Origin of the sequence: Serratia nematodiphila DZ0503SBS1, from assembly GCF_000738675.1 — a bacterium.
In the GTDB taxonomy this organism is placed as follows: Bacteria; Pseudomonadota; Gammaproteobacteria; order Enterobacterales; family Enterobacteriaceae; genus Serratia; species Serratia nematodiphila.
The window spans coordinates 3,746,172-3,760,797 of record NZ_JPUX01000001.1 but is presented as its reverse complement, the minus strand read 5'-3'; the positions used below and the strand labels follow the sequence as shown (position 1 = coordinate 3,760,797).

Sequence of the window (14,626 nt, the reverse complement as noted above, 5' to 3'; positions counted from 1 at the left end):
GGGGCGGGCAGAGGCTCGCCCCCTCGCATTATTGCTCGTCCAGCACCACCCTTAATCCGGCGATCAGCTTGTCCATGCCGGCCTCCAGCTTGCCGCGCGGGCAGCCGACGTTGAGACGCAGGAACCCGCGGCCTTCCTCGCCGTAGGTAAAGCCCGGCATGATCGCCACCTTTTCGCGCTCAATCAGCACCTGCTGCAGCGCCCGATCGTCTACGGCCAGCGGCCGCAGATCGATCCAGGCCAGGTAGGTGGCCTGCGGCGGGCGCCAGCCCAGCGCGGGAAACGCCTGCTCCAGCCGTTCGGCGACGTAGCTCAGATTATCCTGCAGATAGTCGCGCAGGGCGTTCAGCCAGGGTTCGCCGTGGCGATAGGCAGCCACATGCGCCGCCACCGCCAGCACCGCCGGCGAGGAGAGGCCGTCGCGGGCTTTGAGCTGCTGGAAGTAGGCTTCGCGGCTGGCGTCGTCGCTGATAAAGCCGTAGGCGCCGGTCAGTGCCGGAATGTTGAAACTCTTGGAGCCGGAGGTCAGCAAGGCCCAGGCGCCGGTCGCCACCTGGCTCCACGGTGTATGGCGGTGTTCACCCCATGCCATATCCATGTGGATCTCATCGCTGATGACGCGCACGTCGTGGCGCTCGCACAGTTCGGCCATCTGCTGCAACTCGTCGCGGCGCCACACTTTGCCGGTGGGATTATGCGGGCTGCACAGCAGCAGGATCTTGGTTTGCGGCCGCGCCAGCAACGCCTCAAGGTGCGCCATGTCGCAGCGCCAGTCGTCGCCGGCCTTGTGCAGCGGGCAGGCCAACAGCTGGCGTTGGTTGGCGAGGATCACCTTGTAGAAGGCGTCGTAGGCCGGGGTATGGGTCACCACATAATCGCCCGGTACGGACCATTGGCGGATCAGCTGCGCCGCCATGTAGATAACGGAGGGGCCGTACACCGCCGTTGCGGTGTCGATGGCGACGTTGAAACGTTGCTGATACCAGTGGCGCAGCGCGCCGAGAAAATCTTCGTGCTGCCAGCGGCTGTAGCCCAGCACGCCGTGCTGCAGGCGTTGCTGCAACGCCTCGAGAATGCACGGCGCGGTGGCGAAATCCATATCGGAGATGGTGAACGGCAGCAGGTCGTCGCTGCCGAAACGATCGGCGATATAGTCCCACTGGGTGCACCAGGTGCCGTGGCGGTCGATCGGGGTGGAGAAATCAAACATGGGTGGCTCCCTGCAGCGCCGCGGCAGGTTGCGCCGTGGCTATCAGTGAGTCTAATTCATCTTTCACCGATTGCACCTGCGGGCCGATCACCACCTGCAGATTATGGTCGTTGAGATGCACTACGCCGATGGCGCGGTTGGCCTTCAGCGCCGCATCGTCCACCCGGCTCATGTCGTTGACCGACAGGCGCAGGCGGGTGATGCAGTTGTCCAGCGTGATAACGTTGCCCGGGCCGCCGAGGGCCGCCAGAATCGCCGGCACGTTGTAGCCGGATTTGCCCACCGCGCCGCTCGGCGCGCTTTGGCTGACGGCGCTGTCGCTTTCGCGGCCCGGCGTTTTGATGTTAAAGCGCTGGATGGCGAAGCGGAAAATGGCGTAATAGCCGACGAACCAGACGGCGGCCACCACCGGCACCAGATACCACTTGGTGGCGGTGCCGTGCAGAATGCCGAACACCACGAAGTCGATGATGTTGCCGTCGGTGTTGCCGATGGTCACGCCCAGCAGCGCCATCACGGTAAAGCCCAACCCGGTGAGCAGCGCGTGGATCAGATACAGGAACGGCGCGACGAACAGGAACAAAAATTCGATCGGTTCGGTGGTGCCGCCGACCACGCAGGCTACCACGCCGGAAATCAACAGCCCTTTGATTTTATGGCGGTTCTCCGGTTTGGCGCAGTGGTACATCGCCAGCGCCGCGCCCGGAAGGCCGCCGAGGAATGCCGGCATTTTACCCTGTGACAGGAAGCGGGTGGCGCTCTCGGCGAAGCCGGTGGTGGTCGGGCAGGAGAGCTGCGCCTGGAAGATGGTCAGGGCGCCGCTGACGCTGTGGCCGCACACCTCCATCGTGCCGCCCGCCTCGGTAAAGCGGATCAGCGCCACCAGAATGTGCTGCAGGCCGAACGGCAGCAGCAAGCGTTCGCCGGTGCCGAACAGCATCGGGCCAAAGGCGCCGGCGCTGTTGATCACCCAGCCCAGCCCGGTGATGCCGGCGGCAAACCACGGCCAGATCAGCGGGATCACCAGGCCGCAAAGGCCCAGCACTACGGTGGTGACGATTGGCACGAAGCGCGTGCCGCCGAAAAACGCCAGTGCGTCCGGCAGGCGGATGGTGTGGAAGCGTTCATGCAGGCGATAGACGATGATGCCGACGATCACCGCGCCGAGGATGCCGGTATCGATCGACTGAATGCCGAGGATGTTCTGGATATTGTTGGCTTTCAGCACCAGCGGATCGCTGGTGGGCAGCACGCCGGCGGCGGTCAGGTAGAAGTTGGTGCCCAGATTCAGCACGGCGAAGCCGACGAAACCGGAGAACGCGGCGACGCCTTTGTTTTCGCGCGCCATGCCCAGCGGAATGGCGATGGCGAACATCACCGGCAGGAAGCTGAAGGCGAAGGAGCCAACCTTGCTCATCCAGGTGAAGATCAGCTGGAAGATCGGGTGGCCGATAAACGGCATCAGGGTGATCACGTCGCGGCTGCTCAGCGAGCTGCCGATCCCCAGCATGATGCCGCAGAAAGAGAGCAAGGCGACGGGCAACATGAACGTTTTGCCCAGGCTCTGGAAGAACTCCCAGAGGGTGATTTTGGGTTTGTTGGCTGCTGACATAACCGACTTCTCCTGGCGAAAAGACGAGCAAAAAGGGGACTGTTGATTAGGTAAAAAGAAGATAAAACGTTTTACCTAGCAAAAATGCGCCACCAATCACAAATCTGCCGCCCGGTTTTTGGCGACAATGCGGCAGGCAGTAAAACGTTTTACTGAGCTAACGGATTCGGTATACCCTTGATCATTACGGCGCGGGTTGCCCAGGAACGGGTTCGCAGAGACTATGAGCATCAAAAAAATCACCATCACCGATGTGGCGCAGCAGGCGGGCGTGTCGGTCACCACGGTTTCCCTGGTGTTGAGCGGCAAGGGGCGGATTTCGCCGACCACCGTCGAGAAGGTCAATCAGGCGATAGAGCTGCTGGGCTACGTGCGCAATCGTCAGGCGGCGACGCTGCGCGGCGGTGAATCCGGGGTGATCGGCCTCGTTCTGCGCGACATTTGCGAACCCTTCTATGCCGAAATGACCGCCGGGCTGAGCGAAGCGCTGGAGGCGCACGACAAACTGCTGTTTTTAACCCAGAGCGGGCGCGACGGCCAGGGCTTGCAGCGGGCGTTTGACGCGCTGCTGGCGCAGGGCGTCGACGGTATCGTGCTGGCCGGCGGCATTCGCGCGGCGGCTGGGTTGAAGGAGAAGGCGGCCGAGCAGGGCGTACCGCTGGTGTGCGTGGCGCGCTCCAGCGGTCTCGATGGGGTGGACGTGGTGCGGCCGGACAACATGCAGGCCGCCAAACTGGCCACCGAATTTTTGATCAAACGCGGCCACAGCCAAATCGCCTACCTTGGCGGCCAGAGCGACTCATTGACGCGTGCCGAGCGGTTGGGCGGCTTTTGCGCCACGCTGGTGCAGTACGGCCTGCCGTTTCGCAGCGAATGGATCGTCGAGTGCGATTGCCGGCAGCGTGAGGCGGCGCAAGCGGCGGAACAGCTGCTGCGCCACTACCCGAACATTACCGCTGTCGTCTGCCACAAGGCTTCGGTGGCGCTTGGCGCCTATTTTGGCCTGACGCGCAGCGGCCGCAGCATCGGCTCGGACGGGGTCGACGCCTACTACGGCCGGCAGGTGGCGCTGATCGGCTTCGGCGACGTGCCGGAGGCCGAGCTGACCGAGCCGCCGCTGACCTTCGTCTCCAGCTCGGCGCGGGAAGTGGGGCGCAGCGCCGCCGCGCGCCTGCTGCAGCGCATCGGTGACGCCGACCTGCCGGCGCAGAACGTCATTCTGCCGCCGACGCTGATCCGGCGTGGCTCCGCCTAATCCCGCCGCTGTTCCTCTTCCGCCTCCCGGCGGATCCAGCCGATAAAGGTTTTCATCGCCGGCGTCAGGTCCCGCGACTTCAAATGGGTCAGCCAATAGGCGCCAAGCGCGGCCTCGGCGGCGAACGGCCGCTGCAGCACGCCGGCGGCCAGTTCGCGGCGGAACATGCTGACCGGCGCCAGCGCCACACCGTCGCACTGGATCGCGCCTTCCACCATCAGTCTTGACGAGTCGAACACCGGGCCGTTGATCCGCCACGGCGTCACCTGCGCAGCCGTGAACCAGCGCTCCCATTCATCTTTGCGGTAGGTGCGCATCAGCTGCTCGTGCTGCAGATCCTGCGGCGTGCGCAGGCGCGCGGCGACCGCCGGCGGGCAGAGCACCGTCAGCGGCGCGTCGAACAGCTTGATATTGCAGGTGGCGGGCCAGAGGCCTTCGCCGAAGCGGATGGCGAAATCCATGCCGTCGGCCGACAGATTGACCAGGTTGTTGTGGGTCAGCACCCGTAGATCGATAAACGGGTGCGCCGTGCGGAACGCCGCCAGCCTCGGCATCAGCCAGCCGACGGCGAAGGTGCCGACCACTGCCACCGTCAGCACCTCGTGGAAATGCCCGCCTTCGAACTGTTGCAGCACCGCCTCGATGCGGTCGAAGGCGTCGTTCAACACCGGCAGCAGCGCCTGGCCTTCTTCGGTCAGATCCAGCCCGCGCGGCAGGCGGCGGAACAGCTGAATGCCCAGCTGTTCTTCCAGCATGCGCACCTGCTGGCTGACGGCGGCCTGGGTGACGCGCAGCTCCAGGCCGGCGCGGGTGAAGTTCAGGTGGCGGGCGGAGGATTCGAACGCCCGCAGGGCGTTGAGGGGAAGTCGATTGCGCATTGTCGATAGCCATAAGTTTTTCTTTATGCTGGCTGAAATTATTATCGCTTGTCAACCCGGCGGCAAAATCCGATATTTGGCGCGGCTGCTGAGAGCGTCGCGGCAGCCGTAAAGGAATGACATCATCAACCAGGGAAAGCGCCGTGCATAACGCCAATAAAAACTTTTGGCCGCGGCCGATGCCCTGCAACCTGAGAGCTTCTATCATGACGAAAATGAACCGCCTGGCGGCCGCGTTGATCGCCGCGCTGATCCTGCCGACCGCACAGGCCGCGCAGCAGCAGGATATCGACGCCGTTATTCAGCCGCTGATGAAAAAATATGGCGTGCCGGGCATGGCGATCGCCGTGTCGGTCGACGGCAAACAGCAGATTTACCCGTATGGCGTGGCCTCGAAGCAGACCGGCAAACCGATCACCGAGCAGACGCTGTTCGAAGTGGGCTCACTGAGCAAAACCTTCACTGCGACGCTGGCGGTCTATGCGCAGCAGCAGGGCAAGCTGTCGTTCAACGATCCGGCCAGCCGCTACCTGCCCGAGCTGCGCGGCAGCGCCTTCGACGGCGTCAGCCTGCTGAATCTGGCGACGCATACCTCCGGCCTGCCGCTGTTCGTGCCGGACGACGTCACCGACAACGCGCAATTGATGGCCTACTACCGGGCCTGGCAGCCGAAACATCCGGCGGGCAGCTACCGGGTCTATTCCAATCTCGGTATCGGCATGCTGGGCATGATCGCCGCCAAAAGCCTCGACCAGCCGTTTATCCAGGCGATGGAACAGGGGATGTTGCCGGCGCTGGGCATGAGCCACACCTACGTTCAGGTGCCGGCGGCGCAGATGGCCAACTATGCGCAGGGTTACAACAAGGACGATAAGCCGGTGCGGGTCAATCCCGGCCCGCTGGACGCCGAGTCTTACGGCATCAAGTCCAACGCTCGCGATCTGATTCGCTATCTGGACGCCAACCTGCAGCAGGTGAAGGTCGCACAGCCGTGGCGCGACGCGCTGGCCGGGACGCACGTCGGCTATTATAAGGCGGGCGCGTTCACGCAGGATCTGATGTGGGAGAACTACCCGTATCCGGTGAAACTGTCGCGTTTGATCGAGGGCAACAACGCCGGGATGATCATGAACGGCACGCCGGCTACCGCCATCACGCCGCCGCAGCCGGAATTGCGCGCCGGCTGGTATAACAAAACCGGCTCTACCGGCGGTTTCTCCACCTACGCGGTGTTCATCCCGGCGAAGAATATCGCCGTGGTGATGCTGGCCAACAAATGGTTCCCGAACGACGATCGGGTCGAGGCGACTTATCGCATCATCCAGGCGCTGGAGAAGCGCTGACAATCAGGGGCGCCGGCGGGGCGCCCCTACCACCGATGCTGCCGTTCACGTTGCTCGCGCATGAAATCGATAAAGGCGCGCAGTTTGAGCGGCAGATGTCTGCCGGCGGGGAAGTAGATGAAAAATCCCGATGCTTCGCTGGCGTAACCCGGCAGCACTTCCACCAGTTGCCCCTGTGCCAGCTCCTGCAACACCGTGCCCTGAAAACGCTGTGCGATACCCAGCCCCGCCAACGCCGCATCCTTGATCAGCCTGTCTTCGTTAAAAATCAAACTGCCGCTGACGTCCAGCGCGCGTTCATCGTCGCCCAGGCTGAAATACCAGGGTTCCAGTTTGCCGCTGCCGGGAAAACGGTAGCGCAGGCAATGGTGCGCGAGCAGATCGTCCGGCGTGGCCGGTGCGCCGCAGCGCGCCAGATAGTCAGGCGAAGCGACCAGCACCCGGCGCTGGCCGTTATCGATCGGCACGGCGATCATGTCCTTTTGCAGCATGGCGTGCATGCGAATGCCGGCATCGAAACTGCCCAGCACCAGATCGGAAAAGCGGTCTTCGGTAAACAGCTCCAGCTGCACCTCGGGATAGCGCCGCTGAAACGCCGCCAGATGCGGCATCACCAGCAGCGAAGCGGCCAACTGCGGCAGCGTAATGCGCAGCAGGCCTGCCGGCTGTGCGCCCAGGGCGCGCACATCGTCCGCCGCCACATCGATCTGGCCCATGGCCGGCGATACCTTCTGATAGAACAACCGGCCTTCGTCGCTGAGGCGCACCGAGCGGCTGGTGCGGTGAAATAACCGCACTCCCAGCTGATTCTCCAGCGCCTGAATGTTTTGCGACACCGCCGGCGGCGTGACGCCCAGTTGGCTGGCCGCGCGGGTAAAGTTGCCCAGGCGTGCCACGGCTTCGAAATAGGGCAGCAGTTGCAGGAGTGAACTCATCTATCAATAACCTGTGCTTAATGATTCATTAAATTATGCCTTATTTTAATTTATGAAGAACGTTTTAGACTGATTTTTACTTTCCCTCAGAGAGATTAAAATCATGTCGGCAATACAACAGGCGTTAACAGAAAGGATCGCGGCGATCGATCAACAGGCGATGGCCGAAGGGCGCATCGTGGGCAGCGTGGTGCTGGTGGCGCGGCGGGGTGAAATTTGCTACGCCGATGCGGCCGGCTATGCCGATCGCGAAGCGCGGCAACCGATGCGGCGGGAAACGCAGTTTCGGCTGTCGTCGGTTTCCAAACCCTATACCACGCTGGCGGCGTTGCGTTTGATTGAGCAAGGCAAGCTGAGCCTGGACGATGCGGTCAGCGACTGGCTGCCGTGGTTTACCCCGGCACTGGCGGACGGCCGGCGCCCGACGATCAAGATCCGTCATTTGCTGAGCCATACCGCCGGGCTGGACTATCGGCTGAACCAACCGCCGGCGGGCGTTTACCATCAGTTGGGGATCCAGGACGGCGTGGAGCTGTCGACGCTGACGCTGGAGCAAAACCTGCGGCTGTTGGCGCAGGCGCCGTTGCTGTCGGCGCCGGGGGAGCGCTTCAATTATTCGCTGGCGATCGATGTGCTTGGCGCGGTGCTGGAGCGGGTGACGGGCATGTCGCTGCCGCAACTGTTTGTCGAATGGGTGGCGCAGCCGCTGGGGCTTGGCAACACCGCATTCCATGCGACGGACGCCGCGAACCTGGCGACGCCGTATTACAACACCCCGCAAGGGCCACTGCGCATGTATGAAGACCTGCGGGTGGCGCTGCCGGAGGAGATGGCGGGGGGCGAGGTGCTGTTTTCACCCGCGCGGGCGCTTAACGCGGAGGCTTATCCTTCCGGCGGCGCGGGCATGGTCGGCGATGCCGACGACGTGCTGAAGCTGGTGGAAGCGCTGCGCAGCGGCGGGCAGGGCATGTTGCAGCCGGACACGGTGGCGTTGCTGCGCAGCCCGCACGTGGGCGCGCAGGCGCAAACGCAAGGGCCGGGCTGGGGCTTCGGCTTTGGCGGCGCGCTGCTGGTGGATCCAGACGCCGCGCAGACGCCGCAGCACGCCGGCACGCTGACCTGGGGCGGCGTTTACGGCCACAGCTGGTTCTTTGATCCACAGGCGCAGCTGAGCGTGGTTGTCTTGACCAATACCGCATTTGAGGGCATGTGCGGCCGCTACCCGCAGCAGATCCGCGATGCGGTTTATGCGGCGTAAATAAAAAGGGCCCCGCAGGGGGCCCTTGTTAGGTTTTCAGGCGATTACTGCGCCGGTACCGGAGCGGGTTCCGCTTCCTGAGCCGGTTCAGCGTCTTCCGCCGGGGCGCCCAGCATGGCGAACTGGCCGATGAACTCCTGCAGCGACATCTTGTTGCCGTTCAGGTCAACCTGATTGTCAGCGTAGTGGAACTTGCTCGCGATCACGCCGTCTTTCTGGGTGGTCAGCTTGAACATCTGACCCATGGCCGCCAGGCCCTGCACTTGCTGCTGCGCCAGTTTCTGCGCGTCTTCCGCATTATAGCCCTGCAACAAGGCGGTCTTCGCGGTCACTTCGGTAGCCATCGCTTCCGGAATGGTCAGGTTGATATCCAGCTTTTTAACCGCCTGAGCGATCAGCTGATCCGGCGACTGTGCCGGGGAGGCGGCCTTGCTCGGATCGGTCATCGCCAGATCCAGCGTGAAGACGCTCTCACCCTTGCTGTTTTTCCAGCTCAGCGGGGCGATGCTGAGGCTCGGGTTGCCTTTCAGCAGCATCGGCAGGTTCTTTTGCAGCATCTCGGAGGTCTGCTGTTCGTAGACGTCCGGATCCAGGTTCTCGCCCTGCTGCAGCAGCGCCATGGTTTGGCGGTTGTAGCTGTCGGAGAAGTCTTTCAGCGCCTTGCCGTCGACGTTGTCGATTTTCAGCGTCAGTTTACCGGCACCGAAGTCGTTGCCCTGCACCTTGAGCGCGTCCATGGTGTAGTCGATCTGGCCGCCGATATTGCTGCTGCCTTGCTCGCCAAACTTGCTCACCAGATTGAAACCGTCCAACGCCACGGTATCTTTACCGTCGATCGTCAGTTTGAACTGCTTCAGCGTCATCGTCTGATCGCCGAGCTTCACGCCGAACTTGCTTTCGTTGCTGTTGCCTTTCAGGTTGAAGCCCTGGAAGGTGATCTGCTCGTTTTGGCCGAATTCGTTCGGGCTGGCGAACACGATAGTGTCGCTATTGGCGTCCAGCGCGAATTTTTTCAGATCGCGGGACACATCGGCGTCAATGGTGGCGCCGCTGAATTTCAGCGAAGATTTATCCTTCTGGTAGTCCAGTGGGATAAAGTCGATGGTGGACGCGGTATCGCCGCTGTACGAGATGCGCGAATCGGCGGTAAACAGCGATTTGCCTTTGGTGGTTTCAAACAGGCCTTTCACCGCCGGGGTGTTTTCCAGCTCGGTATGCACTGACGCCATGCTCGGCAGCAGGTTGAATTTTTTCAGCTGCGCGAACGGGAACGGACCGTGATCGATGGTTTCCAGGAACGCCACTTCTTCACCGGCTTTCAGCGCCGCGTTTTCGCTGGTATCCGTGCCGTCGGAACGCAGCACATAACGCACTTTACTGCTGAACAGGCCGCGCTGGTAATTTTCATAGCTCAGCTTGACGCCGGCTTTCGGCAGGTAGGCTTTCAGTTGGCCATTGGCGTTGTCGACGACTTCGCCCATGTGCTGCTCGATCTGTTTCCCGGTGTACCAGGATGCCCCGGTCCATGCTGCGCCAAGAACGACAATGACGCTGACAGCGACTAACGATTTTTTCATAGCTCTGTTTCATCCTTTTTTCTTATCACCCTCCGTTGCATGGGAGGGGCAAATAGGGGCCGATAAAAAACGCCCGCAGGCGTTTAATTGTGGGGGTAGCTCTCGCTTTCAGCAAGCAATTTGCTGAAATTTATCAACGGTTAGGCCAGCTGGTTATAAACACGGGCGATGCGGCCGCTGCCGCTGACGTTGACTGGGGATTCGAACGCCCCGATAAAGCAGGATTCGCCCGGTTTGAGCGTCAGGCGTTGCCCGGATTTCTCCAGCGTCGCTTCGCCGGCGACGCAGAACACGATGGCGGCGCTTCGCTGTGCCAGCGCCTGTGGTGCGGCGGTCAAATCGTGCAGTGAGAAGGCGAAATCCTCCACCGGGATCGGGAAGAACAGCTCGTTGCCGCGTTGCTCCGGTTGGGTCAGCAGGCCGGAAGCCGGTTGCGGGCGGAACTGCAGGTTGGCCAGCAGCTCGGGCACGTCGATGAATTTCGGCGTCAGGCCCGCGCGCAGCACGTTATCCGAGTTGGCCATCACCTCCAGCGCTACGCCTTTCAGGTAGGCGTGCGGCGTTTCGGCATACAGGAACATCGCCTCGCCCGGCGCGAGCTGCACCACGTTCAGCAGCAGCGGTGAGAACAGACCGCTGTCGTCCGGATAGAAGCCGGCGATAAAGCGCACGGTATCCCAGGGTTCCCCCTGCTGGTTGTTGAGCGCGGCTTTCAGCACGCCGAGCGCCAGCGCTTTTTGTTCGCCACTCATCGTCAACAGGCTGGCGAACAGGGTCGCGAGGTGCGCGGTGTCCGGCTGTTGCAGGAAGGCGGCGATGTCGTGGTGCGCGCCCGCGATCGGTTGCAACAGGGAAACGATATCGGCCAGTTCGCGGAAGCCGTTCATCGCCAGGAACGGCGTCAGGGCGAACACCAGCTCGGGTTTGTGGTTGGGATCTTTATAGTTGCGTTCGGCGGCGCTCAGCGGGATGCCGGCGGCATTTTCTTTCGCGAAGCCGACCTCGGCAGCCGCTTTACTTGGGTGAACCTGGATCGACAGTGGCTGATCGGCGCAGAGCACTTTAAACAGGAACGGCAGCTCGCCAAAACGGCTGGCGACGTTGGCGCCCAGCTGTTTTGGCTGGTCTTCATCGATCAACTCGCGCAGCGAACGCAGTTCGCCGTCGGCGCCCGGCACGCGGGAAGGGCTTTTGGGATGGGCGCCCATCCACAGTTCGGCCATCGGCTGATTATCCGGGTTGGCGATGCCGTAAAGACGGGTCAGCGCATCGTGGCTGCCCCAGGCGTAATTCTGTACCGCGTTGGTCATTTTTTGCATGTCGATAAACGTCCTTAACGTCATTGTCGCACTGGATGACAATAACTTACTAATTTTATACGGTTAACTAAATCTGTGCCGACAGCTATCCTACGCCCGCGTCGGCAGGAAAAATCATGGGCGCGATCAAAAAAACGCCGGATAACGTCGCGCCCGGCAATGGGGCCAAAGTATAACGTGATAACGATCGGGGTCTCAATTGGCGCGCAGGTCTCAAGGCGGCCCGGAAAACCCGCCGATCGATTATTATGTGGCCCAACGGGGATTATTGCCGTTAGCCTGGTCATTCTACGTCATTATTTATTTTTTCAGCATGTCAAACTATGTCGGCTGAATTTATTTTTTACCGTCTGAGCCATTCCCTTATTATTATTCTCGCGCTGCACCGGGCTATCACACGCTGAGCTTAAACCTGGGCGTCAGACCCATTTACCGTAACGGCTAACACGTCGATTTAACGAAACAAGAGGTCTGTTGCATGAAAACACTGTTGTTGCTGTTGGGGTTTTGCACCGGCGCAGCACAGGCGGCGGTGATTGTCGCCTATCCCTACGTGGCGCCGCGCGCCGTGGTGATCGCGCCGGCGCCGATCGTCGTTGCACCCGCGCCGGTCGCGGTTCCCGCCGCGATCGCGCCTGTGGCGCATCCGCTGGCACTCACCGCCGGTGCGGTGGCGACCGGGGCGTATCGGCATCATGAACGGCAGGACGCCTACAACGAGATCAATCATCTGCAGCAGCAACGGATCGATGAGCTCAATCATTTACAGGCGCAGCGCATCAATAATTTTAATGCGCGTCATCCGCGTTAATGGTTATCCAGATTTTTATTCTCCAGGCTCATTCCCGGCCGTTTATTTCACCGCGGGTTAACCGGCGGAAAATAACCGCGTCGTTAATGGGTAAAAGAGATGAAACGTGCTGTGAGATAACTCTCTTAATGCGAATAGTTATTATGTCACTATACTGGGAGTGCATGCCGACGAGGGGGAGCGCGTCGGCCTAACCCTACAATTTTAGGAATTATGCTAAGGAGATCGTGATGGCAGGCGTTCGTATCGAAAAAGACTCTATGGGCCCCATCGAAGTACCGGCCGACAAGCTGTGGGGCGCGCAAACCCAGCGTTCGTTGGCGCATTTCCGTATTTCCTCCGAAAAAATGCCGACCGCGCTGATCCACGCGCTGGCGTTGACCAAGCGCGCCGCCGCGCAGGTGAACGTGGATCTGGGGCTGCTGCCGGCCGAGCGGGGCGCCGCTATCATCAATGCCGCCGACGAAGTGCTGGCGGACAGCCATGCCGACCAGTTCCCGTTGTCAATCTGGCAAACCGGCTCCGGCACCCAGACCAACATGAACATGAACGAAGTGTTGGCCAACCGCGCCAGCGAGCTGCTGGGCGGCGTGCGCGGTGAAGAGCGCAAGGTGCACCCGAACGACGACGTCAATAAAAGCCAGAGCTCCAACGATGTGTTTCCCACCGCGATGCACGTGGCGGCGGTGATTGCGCTGCGTGAACACTTGATCCCCGAGCTGAAAGTGCTGCACAAGACGCTGAGCGACAAGGCCGAAGCCTACCGCGATATCGTCAAAATCGGCCGCACCCATCTGCAGGACGCCACGCCGCTGACCCTGGGGCAGGAGATATCCGGTTGGGCGGCGATGCTGGCGCACAATCTGAAACACATCGAGGACAGTATCCCGCACATTGCCGAGCTGGCGCTGGGCGGCACGGCGGTCGGCACCGGCCTGAACACCCATCCGGAGTACGCGGTGCGCGTCGCTAAAGCGCTGGCGGAATTGACCCATCAGCCGTTCGTCACGGCGCCGAACAAGTTCGAAGCGCTGGCGACCTGCGATGCGCTGGTGCAAGGGCATGGCGCGCTGAAAGGGCTGGCGGCTTCGCTGATGAAGATCGCCAACGACGTGCGTTGGCTGGCGTCCGGCCCGCGCTGCGGCATTGGTGAGATTTCGATCCCGGAGAACGAGCCGGGCAGCTCCATCATGCCGGGCAAGGTCAACCCGACCCAGTGCGAAGCGATGACCATGCTGTGCGCTCAGGTGCTGGGTAACGACGTGGCGGTGAACATCGGCGGCGCTTCCGGCAACTTCGAGTTGAACGTGTTCCGCCCGATGGTGATCCACAACTACCTGCAGTCGATTCGCCTGCTGGCCGACGGCATGCAGGGCTTTAACGAGCACTGCGCGGTGGGAATTGAACCGAACCGCGATCGCATCTCCCAATTGCTGAACGAATCGCTGATGCTGGTGACGGCGCTCAATACCCATATCGGTTATGACAAGGCGGCGGAAATCGCCAAGAAAGCGCACAAGGAAGGGCTGACGCTGAAAGCCGCGGCGCTGAAGCTCGGCTACCTGACCGAAGCGCAGTTCGACGAGTGGGTGCGGCCGGAAGCGATGGTCGGCAGCATGCAGAAATAATGACGTCATGCCTAAATGGGGCGCGGTTGCGCCCCGTCTTTTCAAGCCAACATCTCTAGCACCGATAACAGCGCCTGCGGCTCCGGCCGCTGGGTGTAATCGGCGTGCGCTTCGGCGTAGACAATACGGCCATCGCGGGCGATGACGAATCGCGCCGGCAGCGGCAGCGTCCAGCTGTCATCCTGGTTGAACTGCGCCAGATCGAGGCCGAGCCGCTGTTGATACAGGGCGATCAGCGTGTCCGGCAGGCGGTAACGCAGGCCGAACTGGGCCGCCAGACGGTTGCCTGTATCGCTGAGCAACGGGAAGGTGAGATCGTGATCGCGCGCGGCCTTGCGGTTATGCACCGCGCTCTGCGGCGAAACGGCCAACAGCTGCGCGCCGTACTGCGTGATGGCGGGGAGTGCGGCCTGCAGCACCTGCAGATCGAGCGTACAGTAAGGGCACCAGATCCCGCGATAGAAACTGACGACCAGCGGCCCTTTTGCCAACAGCGCCGTGGAAGAGCATGGTCGGTTTTCGCTGTCCGACAGAGTAAAGCCGGGCGCGGCGTCGCCGACCTTCAGGGCGCGTTCGGCCATGCCCGACGCGATCTGCGCCTGGATCGCCTCACGCATCAGCGCGTGATCTTGCGCCGCGAGTTTGAACGGCAGTTGGTCGGCTTCGAATGCCGCTTTGAAGGCATCGAGTTTGTCTTGCAGTGTCATGCGTTCTCCTGACAGGAATGAGGGGGAGCGCTCATCTTGCCCATTCCGAAATAGCGCGTGTAGACTGCAATAAATGCTAACCGTTATTCCAGT

12 protein-coding genes are annotated in these 14,626 nt (G+C 61.7%); 5 read left to right on the top strand and 7 right to left on the bottom strand.

What is annotated here, in order from left to right:
- Positions 1 to 28: 28 nt before the first annotated feature.
- Both JL05_RS17285 and malX read right to left on the bottom strand, forming a co-directional pair.
- Positions 29 to 1,210, bottom strand: coding sequence for a MalY/PatB family protein (locus JL05_RS17285; protein WP_033633157.1), 1,182 nt, complete (start codon positions 1,208 to 1,210; stop codon positions 29 to 31).
- Positions 1,203 to 2,822, bottom strand: a complete 1,620-nt coding sequence (gene malX / locus JL05_RS17280; protein ID WP_015377762.1) for a maltose/glucose-specific PTS transporter subunit IIBC — start codon at positions 2,820 to 2,822, stop codon at positions 1,203 to 1,205. The genes JL05_RS17285 and malX overlap by 8 nt, the downstream gene beginning before the upstream one ends.
- 223 nt (positions 2,823 to 3,045) lie before the next feature.
- On the opposite strand from malX, the gene JL05_RS17275 reads away from it, so the two are divergent.
- Positions 3,046 to 4,077: a Mal regulon transcriptional regulator MalI gene (locus tag JL05_RS17275; RefSeq protein WP_033633156.1), complete on the top strand. Its 1,032-nt coding sequence runs from the start codon at positions 3,046 to 3,048 to the stop codon at positions 4,075 to 4,077.
- Here the strand turns inward: JL05_RS17275 and JL05_RS17270 are convergent.
- Positions 4,074 to 4,955: a LysR family transcriptional regulator gene (locus JL05_RS17270; protein WP_033633155.1), complete on the bottom strand. Its 882-nt coding sequence runs from the start codon at positions 4,953 to 4,955 to the stop codon at positions 4,074 to 4,076. The genes JL05_RS17275 and JL05_RS17270 overlap by 4 nt on opposite strands.
- 206 nt (positions 4,956 to 5,161) lie before the next feature.
- Here JL05_RS17270 and blaSRT point away from each other — a divergent pair, with 206 nt between their 5' ends.
- Positions 5,162 to 6,298, top strand: a complete 1,137-nt coding sequence (blaSRT, locus tag JL05_RS17265) for an SRT/SST family class C beta-lactamase (RefSeq protein ID WP_031300463.1) — start codon at positions 5,162 to 5,164, stop codon at positions 6,296 to 6,298.
- A 26-nt stretch (positions 6,299 to 6,324) separates the two neighbouring features.
- On the opposite strand, the gene JL05_RS17260 is transcribed toward blaSRT, so the two are convergent.
- The gene (locus tag JL05_RS17260) at positions 6,325 to 7,233 is read right to left on the bottom strand and encodes a LysR family transcriptional regulator (RefSeq protein ID WP_021505436.1); all 909 of its coding nucleotides are present in this window, start codon (positions 7,231 to 7,233) and stop codon (positions 6,325 to 6,327) included.
- Between the two features lie 103 nt (positions 7,234 to 7,336).
- On the opposite strand from JL05_RS17260, the gene JL05_RS17255 reads away from it, so the two are divergent.
- Positions 7,337 to 8,491 carry a serine hydrolase domain-containing protein gene (locus tag JL05_RS17255; protein WP_033633154.1) on the top strand — a complete coding sequence of 385 codons (1,155 nt, stop codon included), beginning with the start codon at positions 7,337 to 7,339 and terminating at the stop codon, positions 8,489 to 8,491.
- A 44-nt stretch (positions 8,492 to 8,535) separates the two neighbouring features.
- Here the strand turns inward: JL05_RS17255 and JL05_RS17250 are convergent, their stop codons facing one another.
- Both JL05_RS17250 and manA read right to left on the bottom strand, forming a co-directional pair.
- Entirely contained in the window at positions 8,536 to 10,068 is a 1,533-nt protein-coding gene (locus tag JL05_RS17250; protein WP_033633153.1) for a YdgA family protein, read from the bottom strand.
- Between the two features lie 140 nt (positions 10,069 to 10,208).
- Positions 10,209 to 11,387 (bottom strand): mannose-6-phosphate isomerase, encoded by a 1,179-nt coding sequence (manA, locus tag JL05_RS17245; protein ID WP_033633152.1) that lies wholly within the window; start codon positions 11,385 to 11,387, stop codon positions 10,209 to 10,211.
- A 478-nt stretch (positions 11,388 to 11,865) separates the two neighbouring features.
- On the opposite strand from manA, the gene JL05_RS17240 reads away from it, so the two are divergent.
- Positions 11,866 to 12,198, top strand: coding sequence for a hypothetical protein (locus tag JL05_RS17240; protein WP_033633151.1), 333 nt, complete (start codon positions 11,866 to 11,868; stop codon positions 12,196 to 12,198).
- Between the two features lie 230 nt (positions 12,199 to 12,428).
- A complete protein-coding gene (fumC, locus tag JL05_RS17235; protein WP_004938497.1) occupies positions 12,429 to 13,826 on the top strand; it encodes a class II fumarate hydratase in 1,398 nt (465 codons plus the stop codon).
- A gap of 41 nt (positions 13,827 to 13,867) precedes the next feature.
- Here the strand turns inward: fumC and JL05_RS17230 are convergent, their stop codons facing one another.
- Positions 13,868 to 14,533 carry a peroxiredoxin-like family protein gene (locus JL05_RS17230; protein ID WP_033633150.1) on the bottom strand — a complete coding sequence of 222 codons (666 nt, stop codon included), beginning with the start codon at positions 14,531 to 14,533 and terminating at the stop codon, positions 13,868 to 13,870.
- Positions 14,534 to 14,626 lie beyond the last annotated feature (93 nt).

Bases quoted from the DNA above. Each gene is read 5' to 3' on its own strand.
- JL05_RS17285 (WP_033633157.1), bottom strand. From the start codon at position 1,210: ATGTTTGATTTCTCCACCCCGATCGACCGCCACGGCACCTGGTGCACC.
- malX (WP_015377762.1), bottom strand. From the start codon at position 2,822: ATGTCAGCAGCCAACAAACCCAAAATCACCCTCTGGGAGTTCTTCCAG.
- JL05_RS17275 (WP_033633156.1), top strand. From the start codon at position 3,046: ATGAGCATCAAAAAAATCACCATCACCGATGTGGCGCAGCAGGCGGGC.
- JL05_RS17270 (WP_033633155.1), bottom strand. From the start codon at position 4,955: ATGCGCAATCGACTTCCCCTCAACGCCCTGCGGGCGTTCGAATCCTCC.
- blaSRT (WP_031300463.1), top strand. From the start codon at position 5,162: ATGACGAAAATGAACCGCCTGGCGGCCGCGTTGATCGCCGCGCTGATC.
- JL05_RS17260 (WP_021505436.1), bottom strand. From the start codon at position 7,233: ATGAGTTCACTCCTGCAACTGCTGCCCTATTTCGAAGCCGTGGCACGC.
- JL05_RS17255 (WP_033633154.1), top strand. From the start codon at position 7,337: ATGTCGGCAATACAACAGGCGTTAACAGAAAGGATCGCGGCGATCGAT.
- JL05_RS17250 (WP_033633153.1), bottom strand. From the start codon at position 10,068: ATGAAAAAATCGTTAGTCGCTGTCAGCGTCATTGTCGTTCTTGGCGCA.
- manA (WP_033633152.1), bottom strand. From the start codon at position 11,387: ATGCAAAAAATGACCAACGCGGTACAGAATTACGCCTGGGGCAGCCAC.
- JL05_RS17240 (WP_033633151.1), top strand. From the start codon at position 11,866: ATGAAAACACTGTTGTTGCTGTTGGGGTTTTGCACCGGCGCAGCACAG.
- fumC (WP_004938497.1), top strand. From the start codon at position 12,429: ATGGCAGGCGTTCGTATCGAAAAAGACTCTATGGGCCCCATCGAAGTA.
- JL05_RS17230 (WP_033633150.1), bottom strand. From the start codon at position 14,533: ATGACACTGCAAGACAAACTCGATGCCTTCAAAGCGGCATTCGAAGCC.